Source organism: Streptomyces sp. NPDC001156 (assembly GCF_053598275.1).
Genome location: NZ_JBSFJX010000256.1, coordinates 1 through 10,050 on the forward strand (window position 1 = coordinate 1; position 10,050 = coordinate 10,050).

The 10,050-nt window shown below is 69.0% G+C and carries 6 protein-coding genes and 2 pseudogenes; 6 read left to right on the plus strand and 2 right to left on the minus strand.

Annotation, left to right across the window (positions count from 1 at the left end):
• Positions 1-88: 88 nt before the first annotated feature.
• Positions 89-205 (minus strand): annotated as a pseudogene (locus ACWDA7_RS46035) (nucleoside deaminase); the annotation flags it as partial.
• 91 nt (positions 206-296) lie between these two features.
• Between ACWDA7_RS46035 and ACWDA7_RS46040 the strand changes: the two are divergent.
• The 4 genes and pseudogenes from ACWDA7_RS46040 to ACWDA7_RS46055 all read left to right on the plus strand — a co-directional run bounded on the left by ACWDA7_RS46040 (position 297) and on the right by ACWDA7_RS46055 (position 5,482).
• Complete coding sequence (locus ACWDA7_RS46040; protein ID WP_450613295.1) at positions 297-1,580, plus strand: PucR family transcriptional regulator; 1,284 nt, start codon at positions 297-299, stop codon at positions 1,578-1,580.
• A gap of 513 nt (positions 1,581-2,093) precedes the next feature.
• Positions 2,094-2,645: a lytic transglycosylase domain-containing protein gene (locus ACWDA7_RS46045; protein WP_450613297.1), complete on the plus strand. Its 552-nt coding sequence runs from the start codon at positions 2,094-2,096 to the stop codon at positions 2,643-2,645.
• 191 nt (positions 2,646-2,836) lie between these two features.
• A pseudogene (locus tag ACWDA7_RS46050) lies at positions 2,837-3,065 on the plus strand (GNAT family N-acetyltransferase); the annotation flags it as partial.
• 650 nt (positions 3,066-3,715) lie between these two features.
• Positions 3,716-5,482, plus strand: a complete 1,767-nt coding sequence (locus ACWDA7_RS46055) for an ABC transporter ATP-binding protein (RefSeq protein WP_450613299.1) — start codon at positions 3,716-3,718, stop codon at positions 5,480-5,482.
• Between the two features lie 48 nt (positions 5,483-5,530).
• Here the strand turns inward: ACWDA7_RS46055 and ACWDA7_RS46060 are convergent, their stop codons facing one another.
• Positions 5,531-5,974, minus strand: coding sequence for an ATP-binding protein (locus tag ACWDA7_RS46060; protein WP_450613301.1), 444 nt, complete (start codon positions 5,972-5,974; stop codon positions 5,531-5,533).
• A gap of 1,174 nt (positions 5,975-7,148) precedes the next feature.
• Here ACWDA7_RS46060 and ACWDA7_RS46065 point away from each other — a divergent pair.
• Together ACWDA7_RS46065 and ACWDA7_RS46070 are read left to right on the plus strand one after the other, a co-directional pair.
• On the plus strand, positions 7,149-8,864 hold the full coding sequence (locus ACWDA7_RS46065; RefSeq protein WP_450613302.1) for a hypothetical protein: 1,716 nt from the start codon (positions 7,149-7,151) through the stop codon (positions 8,862-8,864).
• Positions 8,865-8,970: 106 nt separating this feature from the next.
• A partial coding sequence (locus ACWDA7_RS46070; RefSeq protein WP_450613304.1) for an IS110 family transposase occupies positions 8,971-10,050 on the plus strand: 1,080 nt, incomplete at its 3' end.

A 10,050-nucleotide genomic window follows, 5' to 3' on the forward strand; every position in this document is an offset into this window, starting at 1 on the left:
ACGCGGGAGACCAGTGCATCCACCACCGTTCGGGATGCGCCAGTTGACCAGGACTGGGTACAAGACTCACTCCTGCTCACTGACTAGGAACGGTGCCGTCCGCGCCATAGAGCGCGGCGCCGATGGGGATGCCTCCCTCGGCGAGGCCTGCGCGGGCCTCCGCGACGGCGGTGGCGAGCCACTCGTGTGCCTGTGCCTGATCCATCCCTTCACTCTGCGTCGGCCGAAACACCGGGGCAACGTGCGGACTCTCCGGGCAACCCGCAGCCGGACGAACTGTCGCCCTGGAGGCTCTCGTGCCCGCACTCACCCTCCGCGAAATCCTGGCCCTCGACCCGGTGCGGGCCGCCGAGCCCGAGCTGCTCACGGGCGAGGGCTTCCTCGACGGCCCGGTGCGCTGGGTGCACTCCAGTGAGGTGTACGAGGGCGCGAATTTCCTGGACGGCGGCGAACTGCTCCTGACGAACGGGTTCGGGCTGACGGACGTCGGCGAGGAGATCCGGCGGCGGTATGTGCGCGAGCTGGGCGCGCGGGGCGCGACGGGGCTCGCGGTGGAGGTGGGGCGGTCGCTGCCGCACATGCCGGACGAGGTGAAGGACGAGGCGCGGCGACTCGGGCTGCCGCTGCTCGCACTGCACCGGGTCGTGCCCTTCGTACGGATCACCGAGGCCGCGAACCGGGCGATCGTGGCCCGCGGGTTGTCCGGGCGGTCCGTCGTACGGCCCTGGGGCGGCGACCACACGGCCGCCCTGCTCGCCGACCTGGCCGACGGGCAGGCCCTCAACCAGCCCGAGGTGGAGGCGCGGGCGGCCCTCGCCGGTTTCCAGCCGGGGCCGGGGGCGCGGCTGGTCGGGGTGTCGGTGCACGGGGCGCGGGACGCGGGGATCGTGGAGCGGGCGGTACGGGCGCTGGGCGGGGGCGGGGTGTTGCGGGCGGTGTTTCCGGGGGACGTGCTGGCGTTGCTCGCGTTGGCCGGCGCAGAGGGGCGGGCCGCCGTACGACCGGGTATCGCACGCGATCCGGTGCGCGCCGTGCAGGACGCGTTCCGTGCCGCCGCCGAGGCCGGGCTGACCGTGGCGGTCGGGCATGCCGTGGCGGCGGGCGGCGGCTGGCAGCGGTGGAGCGAGACGCTGCGGGCGGCGCGTACGACGCTGGAGCTGGCCCTGACCGTGCCGTCCGCCGAACCGTCCGCCGACGGGGGACCGCTGGTGACGTCGTCCCGCGCACTCACCCTCGAACGAGAGCTGACCCGCGGCGGCATGGACGCCAACCGCGACCGCCTCTCCCGCCTGGTCCAGCACAGGCTGGGCCCGCTCCTTGCCTGGGAAGCGGCGCACCCCAGCGATCTGACCCGCACCCTGGAGGTCCATCTGCGCCACGGCTGCTCGCCCACGCGCACCGCGGCCCTCCTGCACATCGGCCGCCAGTCCCTCTACCAGCGCCTGGACCGCATCGAGTCCCTCCTCGGCGTGGAGATAGCCGACCCGGACCTGCTCGGCGATTTGCTCACGGCCCTGTGCGCGCACCGCATCGTGCGGGGCGCACCGGCCACGGCTCAGGGGCTGCGGACGGTGGCGTGAGGAGGCCGTGCCCCGCCCCGGGCAGCGCCGCGCCCTGTGACCGCCCTCCGCGCGGCCGTCCCCGTCAGCAGCGGGCGTGCATGGGAATCCCCGTACGACAAGGCCGTGCCGATCGTGGAGCTGGCTTTCCGACAAGCCCGGTTCGCCGCACTCCTGACCGAGCACGGCATCCCGACACCACGTACCGTCCTGTCGGACGAGATAGACCAGGCCCCCGACGGCCCGCTCGTCGTCAAGCCGTGTGACTATCCCCATAGATGCCTGCTCGGTTGCGCGATCTTGCAACTAAGGTGGAGCCCAATGCGTCCCACCCGTTATCGGCAGATCACCGGATGAATCGGACGGGCTGGGCACATGCAAGAGCAGCAAGCCGGAGTGGGGGACAGCGGCCGGGTACGGCGACAAGGTCAGCATCCCGCACGTCACTCGTGGGGGGAGTGGTCGCCCGCCACCGTGTACCGCGCTGCTCCTGCGGAGAGGGAAACCAGGCGCTCCGGCCGCCGAGGGTGTCTGGTGGGCCTGACCCTCGGAGCCGTACTCGTAGTCGCCGCCCTCGGCGTCGTCTGGTGGCTGACCCGCCCACCCGCACTGCCCACCATTCCCCATCAGTATCTGGCGACCGTTCAGTCGGCCACCAAGACCTGCCCGGAGCTGAGCGTTCCGATGCTGGCCGCGCAACTCGACGCGGAGAGCCACTGGAACCCGCAGGCGGACTCTGGCAAAGCCCAGGGCATCGCGCAGTTCTACCCGTCGACCTGGGTGGAGTGGGGCAAGGACTACACCGGCAAAGGCCGGGCCGACGTGTGGAACCCAGACGACGCCATCCCGGCCCAGGGCGCCTACATGTGCCACCTGTTCAAGGAGGTCAAAGGCATCCCCGGCGACCCCACCCAGCTCGCGCTCGCCGCATACAACGCGGGCCCCGGCGCGGTGCTTAAGGCCCAGGGCATCCCACAGATCCCCGAAACGCAGAACTATGTCAACCGGATCGAGGCGCTGATCCCGAAGTACACCCAGACCTATGCCAAGCAGATCAGCGCGCCGCCCAGCCCTCCAGTCAACTGACGACCTCACAGTTACCTACCGACGAGTTCAACGAACTATCGGTAGTGGCGCCGGACGCTGGACTAGCCACCTTGAGACCGTGGACCGTCGTTCACCGCGACGGGTGCGTTTCCTTTGGAGTGGCTACCGTTCCCACCACCAACGATGCAGCGCGTCGCCGCATTCTCGCAGGGCGCCAGATCACCCAGGACGCCGAGATCGCCTGGGTGGTGGGGACCCCGAAGCAGGGAAGAGGCATCGCCACCGGAAGCAGCCCGAGGACTCGTCGACTGGCTCAGCCGGCAGCTGGTGCACACCGCCATCGCCCATATCCACCCCGAACATCGGGCATCCGCTGCCGTCGCCACGGCCGCCGGACTCAAACCCACCGACGACCGGCACGACGGCGAGATCCGATGGCGTCGGAGCATCGGGCGATAACTTCACCAATCGATGAAGGGGCGGAGGCCCCGCCCCTTCATCGCATCAAGCTTGGCAGTCTCTTCACCCAATGCGTCCAGAGAGGCGTCCCCGAGGGTCAACTCCTCGGCCGCCGGGCCGTGTCCGGTACCGGCGGCGGACCGGACACGGTGACCAGATGAGTGATTGGCCCGTCCCCGGGATTGACGGGAGCCAGCCGCATACAAATATGCTGCCAATCACTTCGGTAAGTTTCATGTGAGGCCGGCAATAAATTCTGTGTGAGCGCCGGTTTCATTCCCCGTATTTCCTGAGAATTGATTCAGGTGTATTTCGCCGGGATCTCACCGGAATTGGGTTTTTCTGGCGCGGGAATCTCGTAATGTCTTCGGTGTCGAAAGCGAACAGTGCTTACGGCGCAGGGAATCCACCCGCAGACCAGCGAGGAGAAGCCGATGAGCTTCCACAAGATCACCCCCGTCAAGAAGGCCGAGAAGCGGGCGTCGAAGAAGCACTGCAAGAAGTGGGACTGGAAGAAGCCCTCGCAGCGCCGCCCGGTCGGTCACCAGGGCTGACGCATCGCCACGAGGCGGGTCGCCGGAGCAGCTCCGGTGCCCCGCCTGGCCGTGTCTTCGCCGACCGTCCCCCATCGTAAAGGAGCTGAAGCCGACATGCGTGACGTCAGGAAGGCGTTCGCCCGTTTCTGGCCGCTGACGCGCGGCGACCGCAGGTGGCTGGCGCTGATCATCGTGTGTGCGATCGTGTCCGCGCTCGCCGAGACCGCGTCGATCCTGCTCTTCGCCCGGCTCACCGACCACGCGCTGAAGACGGGTTCACTGTCCGCGTTCTGGGGACCGGCCGGGGCGTGGCTGGGCGCCGCCGTTCTGGGCGCCCTCGTCGGCTACCTGGGCAACTCGCTGGCGGCCTGGACGGCGGAGAGATTCGTCCTGCGTCTGCGGGCGAAGGTCTTCCGGCACGTCCAGGACCTGTCACCGCATTTCTTCCAGCGGCATCGCCGGGGTGACCTGGTGGAACGCCTGACCGGCGACGTCGAGGCCATCGAACAGATGGCGGTGTCCGGGGTCGTCGGCACGATCTCCGCCGTGTTCTGCGCGGTCCTCTACGCGACCGCCGCGTTCTGGCTGCGCTGGGACCTGGCCCTCGCCGCCTTCCTCCTCGCTCCCCTTTTCCTGTTCACCGCGCGCCGTTTGTCCGGTCGCATCGAGAAGGCGTCCCGGGACGAGCGGAGGGCCGACGGTGCGATCACCTCCGTCGTCGAGGAGTCCCTCGGCAATGTCGTCCTCACCCAGGCGTACAACCGCAGGCAGGCGGAGGAGATGCGGCTGGAGCGGGAGGCGCGCGCCTGGATGCGGGCGTCCGTGCGCGGGGCGCGGGCGAGCGAGATGTACGAGCAGTTCGTCGAGGTGGTCGAGACGCTGTGCGTGCTCACGGTGATCGGGCTCGGGGCGTGGGAGATCTCCCAGGACCGCATGACACTGGGGCAGTTGCTGGCCTTCGCCGCCTTCCTCGGCTACCTCTACCCGCCGATACGCAACCTCGGGCAGTTGGGCCTTACCCTGACCGCCGCGACGGCGGGCGCACAGCGCCTGAACGAGATCCTTAAGGCCCGTCCGGCGGTGACCGACCCCGACGAACCGGTCGCCCCTTGGCCGGTGCGCGGCTGGGTCACCTTCCACGGCGCCTCCTTCCGCTACCCGGGTGCGGAGCAGCGCTCCCTCCAAGACGTCACGTTCACCGCGAACCCTGGCGAACTGATCGTCGTCACCGGCCCGAGCGGCGCGGGCAAGTCGACCCTCGCCAAGCTCCTCACCCGCTTCTACGACCCCACGGCGGGCGTGATCCGCCTGGATGGCGTGCCGCTGGCCGACCTGCCGCTCGCGGTCCTGCGCGAGAGCGTGACCCTGCTGCCGCAGGAAACGTTCGTCCTGAACGGCACGATCCGCGAGAACATCGCGTGCGGCCGGCCGGATGCGTTGCAGGGGGACATCGAACGGGCGGCACGGAAGGCGGCGGCGCACGACTTCATCAGCGCGCTCCCGGACGGCTACGGCACGCATATCGCCCCCGGCACCGCGGCCCTGTCCGGCGGCCAGCTGAAGCGCATCGCGATCGCCCGTGCGGTGCTCCGCGAGTCACCGGTCCTGGTCCTCGACGAGCCGACGGCGGGCCTGGACGCCCTGGCCGCGCGCCGCGTCGTGCAGCCCCTGCGCCGGCTGATGGCGGGACGTACCACGATCATGATCACCCACGATCTGGGCCTGGCGGTGGACGCGGACCGCATCCTGGTGGTGGAGTCCGGCCGCCTCGTGGAGTCGGGCACGCACACGGAGCTGCTGGCCCGGGGCGGGACGTACGCACGGCTGGCGGCGCCACGGCCGCAGGGGACGGAGGACACACTTGCCCTGCCCGCGGTGTGAGGGGCCCTCATGCGCGCCGCTGGTTGTACGCGAGCCCAGAGCGCCTCCTCACCTAGCCGTCGATGCGCCGCGCTGATTGTCGTCATGGCGGACCGGCACGAGCAAGGTGAAGGTGGCCGGCACATTGCTCTTCAGCGACAGCTTCCCACCTACAGCCGCGGCAAGATCGCGGGCGAGGGCGAGGCCGATGCCTGTACCAGAACCGCCCTCGGTGTGACCGCGGTCGAACAACCGCGCTGCCTCGCCCTCGATCCTCCCTTCGTCGCTCACATCGAAGGCGAGAGCGCCTTCAAGATCACGGACCACGACCCCTACGCTGCCCCGCCCGTGCACCCTCGCGTTGTCCAACAGGATCCCTAGCACCTCGGACACGGGCCTGCCCGCGACACGAGCGTCCGACGGGGCATCGCCGACATCGCACTCCAGGCGCCTTCCATCAAGGGCGAACAGGCCGTGCCAACGTTCTCGCACCTCCCGAACCAGCGCGGCCACCGGCATAGTGCCGGCTGAGGCGCGGGCCCGGTCGTGTGGGCGGGAGAGACGAAGCAGCTCCTCCACCGTGTGGTGCAGGCGCAGCGTGGTGGCCAGCGCCTCGGTCAGGGCGGGCCGCAACCGGGTGTCGTCGAACCCCGCTCGCCGGTCTGCAGCTCGCTCTGGAGGAAGGACTCAGGCGTCCGGTAGGAGGCGACTGGGCCTGCTGCGCGTCCGCGACGACGTCCTGGTCCTGCAGCTATGCGCTGGTAGTGCTCGATGCGCAGGATGAGCCGTTGGTCAAAATCAGGCTGCTCAGTAGGGTTCGTGCCTCGTCCCTGGCGGCGGTCACCGCCGGCTCGCCGAGCCCGCACAGCCGCAGGCGCGGTGGAGTTCCTGCTGATAGCCGATGGGAGTAGGACTGGTCGTGACGCTGTCAGGGCTTTGCCCAGAGGGAAGTTCGGGCTGGCTCATCACCGCGCCTCCGATCGATCGACAGATATCTATCGCTTGACAGGTATTGCGATGGTCGGCAGGGCCGGTCTCACGCCCGCGTCTGGGAAGTTAACTTCGTGTATCCGGTGTCATGAGGGGCGTGCTCCTTCCTGCCAGCTTCTCGACCCCGACAACCGACTGAACGTGGACTTGGTTGGTTCGCGCCATGTCCTAAGGAGCTGCAGCCCGAAGGCGAGCTGGGAGCAGCAACGCTCCCTGTGCAACTGTCGGCTGACGGCAAGCTGGTCGGTGCGTTCCGGCCCGGGTCGCCGGATCACCACATCGGTTGGGAGCGCGTTCATCGGATCCTCGCGGCGGTGCACGATCCGTCGCGGGTGCCCCAGGAGGTGCGGACGAGGCCGTCGAAGGGCCGCCACGACCGCCGACGACCATGGTGGGGACCTCCCCCAAGGCCGGGTAGTTAACGCATTCGTGCTGGTGGCAAGCGAGAGGGAAGTAGCCGACGGCCGACGCGGGCCAGCCATATCGTATGGCGGATGGGCCTTGACCCAAGGCCGGGTAGCTAGCGATCTCCCTGAGCTTGCAAGGCAGTTGATGTCCAGGTCGTGGCGGCGTAGGGGCCGGGGCCGATGGGATTCGCCTCGGAAAACTCTGTCACTGATACCGATAAGATGCCCAGTCTTTACTACAAGAGCTCCCTCATCTGATCATGAGCTCGTTCGCCCAAGGGGTCCCTCGCATGAGTCAGACGGCCGATGCCGCCGCAGTCCGCGATGCTACGTCCAGTCGTCCGGGTCTGTCGTCACCGGCTGAGCCGGCACTGCTGCACCGCGCGATCACGCTGCTCGCCGTCATCAGCTTGTTCATCGGTACGCGCGCCGACTGGAACACCGCGATTGCGAAGCGTCCGGCGATCGGGCTTGTCATGACCCTCGGTTACGCCGGAATTCTGGTTTTCGGGATCCTCGCCCTCTCGGTACGCGGTCAGCGCGCCCTCGTGCGCGTCGACGCGGGCATCCTGCTGCTCGGCATCATTCTGGCACTGTGCTCGTACGCCCTCGGCAGCGGAATGAACGACGAGACGGTGCTCATGACCCAGGCCACGCACGAGCTGGTACACGGGCATGCGGTGTACGGGCAGGAGTGGCCGTGGGTGTTCCAGCGCCACCATGTCGGGGTCACGAAGACTATGTCGGGCGGTGCGGACTACTCCTTCGCGTATCCGCCGCTGGCAGTGCTGTTCAACGCCCCCGTGTATGCGTTGATCGGCGCCAAGGCGGTCACGTTCGTACCGACAGTCTTGCTGATCGTCGGCGCAGCAGTGCTGTGGGCACGGCTGCCGATGCCCTGGCGGTCGGCCGCGACGGCGGTCTGCCTTGGCTTCCCCATGCTCAAGGGGTACGCGGCCCTGGGCTATCCGGCGATCCCGGCACTCGTCCTGCTCATCCCCGTAGTGAGTCACTGGCCCTCTATCGGCGCCTGGGGGCGGCTTCGCCGCTTGGACGTCATTCGCGCGGGGCTTCTTGGCGCCGCGTGCGCGACGCATCAACTGCCCTGGTTTCTGGCGCCGTTCCTGTTGATGGGTCTGTACGCATTGCGGCGCGGTGAGCTCTCAGGGCGGGCGGCGCTCGGCGTGGTCGCACGCTTCACGGCGATCTCTGCGGTCGTGGCCCTGGCCGCCAACGCCTACTTCATCGTGCAGAGCCCGCGGGCCTGGGTCTCCGGCCTGACCCTGCCTTTTACCCAGCACGGGGTGTTGCACGGCCAGGGCATCATGGGCCTGTCGTACTACTTCTCCAACGGCAGCAGCCGACTGGACTTCTACTCGTACGGCAGCATGCTGCTGGCCGCCGGACTGCTCGTGTTGTTCGTGCTCTTCGTACGGCGGTTGGGCCCGGCCGCCGTCGTACTGCCGTGGTGCGCGTTCTACTTGGCAACGCGGTCACAGGACGGCTACTACCTGATGATGACCCCGCTGTGGGTCGCGGCCGCAGCCACCGCCCCCGCGTCCGCCTTCACATCCGCCTGGCAGCCCCGGTTGCCGCTGGTCCGACGGCGGGCGGTCAACGTGGCCGTGGCAGCGGCGGTGCTGGTTCCGGCCGCTGCCTCTGTGACCATCGCCGCCGCCAGCGCGCCGCCGATCCGGCTGGTGGTCAACGACGTCCAGGGCGACAGCGGCGGTATCAGCGGGCTCACCTTGCAGGCGACGAACACCGGTGACACCCCACTGGCCCCGCACTTCGCGTCGAGTACCGGCGAGAGCGCATCTGCGTACTGGACCGTACGCAGCGGCCCGGGCGTGCTGCGCCCGCACCAGTCGGCGCGTTACGTCCTGGTGCCGAGTACCGAACGCTACTCCCTCCCAAACCGGGCCGACCTGCGGGTACGACTGAGGGTTTTCACGGACAGACCGCAGACCCTGAGCAGCACGGACATCCACGTACCGAAGGGCTAGACGGTATGTAGGTGCCGGTCGTGGGTCCGGGCCTCGCTCACAAGTTGTCGTGGGTCGCTGGCCGGGCGCAGTCTGGCCGGTAGTGCCTACATTTGCGGGAGGCCCGGTGTTTTCTGAGCGTACGAGCGTCGGGTTGGATGTGCATGCCCGCAGCGTGGTGGCGTGCGCGATCGACACGGTGACCGGGGAGTTGATCCGCTGCCGGCTCACGCCGCAGCATGCTGACGTCCTCGGGTGGATCAATTGCCTGCCCGGTCCAGCCGCGGTGGCCTACGAAGCCGGGCCGACCGGCTTCGGCCTGGCCCGGGCGCTTTCGGGGGCGGGGATACGCTGCGAGGTACTCGCGCCCTCAAGGCTGCAGCGTCCGGCCGGTGAGCGGGTGAAAACCGATGCCCGTGACGCTCTGCACCTGGCAAAGCTGCTGCGCCTGGACGAGTTCACCGCGGTGCGGGTGCCGTCGCCAGCCGAAGAAGCCGCCCGGGATCTGGTGCGGGCCCGCGAGGATGTGCGCGGAGATTTGATGCGCGCCCGCCATCGGGTGAGCAAACTGCTGCTGCGCCAGGGGCTCGTATGGAGCGGCGGGGTCACGTGGAGGCCGGCGCACCATGCGTGGCTCGGCGCGCAACGCTTCGACGACGTGGCGCTGCAGGCCGCCTACGACAGCGCGTACGAGGCGGTGGTCCTGGCCGAGGGACGCCGGGCCCGACTCGATAAAGCGATCGCCGCGATGGCCACCGACTCACCGTGGTCTGCGGTGGTCGCCCGGCTCGGGTGTCTGCGCGGAATCGACACTCTCACCGCCTTCGCCCTGGCCGTGGAAATCGGCGACTGGGAGCGGTTCACCGGCGCGAGCATCGGCGCCTACCTCGGGCTGGTACCGAGTGAGTCCTCCAGCGGCCAGTCCCGTTCGCAAGGACCGATCACCAAGACCGGCAACTCCCATGCCCGCAGGCTGTTGGTCGAAGCCGCCTGGCACCACCGCAAGCGCTACCGGGCCGGGGCCACGATCCAAGCCCGCTGGCAACGCGCACCGGCCGCAGCGCGCGCCCGCGGACACCTGGGCAACCAGCGGCTCAACCAGCGCTGGAAGACCTTCATCGCCCACCACAAGCGGCCGGTGGTCGCGAACGTGGCCATCGCCCGCGAGCTGGCCGGCTGGTGCTGGTCGCTGGCCACCCTGCCCGAC